General features: G+C 70.6%; 1 protein-coding gene. It reads right to left on the reverse strand.

The features are described 5' to 3' along the window. Positions 1-275 precede the first annotated feature (275 nt). The coding region (locus AC5LUJ_RS07315) for a hypothetical protein (protein WP_493464678.1) at positions 276-1,186 on the reverse strand (911 nt) is incomplete at its 5' end.

Genomic DNA, 1,186 nt, shown 5'->3' on the forward strand with positions numbered 1-1,186 from the left:
GGTGTAGCCGACTGGTCACGGTGTAGCGACGCCGGACGCACTGGACAGCGGACGCAGGACGACAGACACGACATGTGAGACATGGCACATGTCGCGCTCAGCATACCGGGCGTGCCGACACGGCCGTTATCCGTACCGGCGGGCCACCGGTATCGAGTCACCGACACCGGGGCGTGCCGCCAGGCGCCAGAGGGCCTGGATGCGCTCGAGCGTGCCCTGAATCGGCTGTGGGCTAAGCGGCAAGGTTCGGAATGAGCGGTTCGGGGCGGTTCGCATCAGTCCGCAAGCCGCCATCTGGCGTACCGGCGTGCCACCCGTGCCCGGGTAGCCGAGGCTCCCGGCCCGCCGGTCACCGCCCGGTAGGTCCACAGGCCGGCGACGAAGGCGGCGAAGGCGGTGAGCGCGTCGTCCGCTACTGTCCAGCACGCTCGTGTTGCCGCCCACGCCTCGGCGTCCCGCGGAGAATGTCCCGCCTCGACGAGCCGGATAATCATGAACGCGGAGTCGACCCACTCGGCACCCGCGGCGGGCCACCCCCAGTCGATCACGTGAATCGACTCGCCGGCGCCGATCACGAACTGGTCACCGTGTAGATCGGTGTGGACGAGCCGATCACCTGCCACCGCCTCGGGCGCCCGCGCCGTCCATCGGTCCATGACGTCGACGTCCCAGCCGCTCACCACGTCCGGAGCGATCTCGCACAGGCGGCTCCACCAGTCCCGCACGGTCCACCGCTGGTGCAGCCCGGCAACCCCGGGCGCGGGCAGGCCACCGAGCCGGTCCAGCGTGCGCCCGACCGTTGGAAGATCAGCCGAACCGGGTGTGAGGTCGGCGGACCGGCCAGGCAGGTACTCGAACCCGACGATCAACCAGTCGTCGTCCGCGGTGACGTCCTGCGCGAAGGCCACGGCCGGCGCGATGCCGGCGGCGAGCGTCCCGGCCGTGACCTCGTTTCGCAGCCAGCGCATCCGCATGCTGACTCCGCGGACCGCTTTCACGAACACCGGCCCGTCCTCGCCGTACACGACGGCTGTCAGATCGTTGTTCCGCCCGCCGTCGACAGCGGCCGCCGAGCCCACCGGGCCGAGGTGACGCCCGACCGCCTCGCGCACCGGATCGGGAAGCGAATCCCAGAGGTCCACCATGCCGGCCCCTTCCTGGATCACCGCGGGATTCGCGATCCCTG

Source organism: Protofrankia sp. CiP1_Cm_nod3 (genome assembly GCF_982290655.1).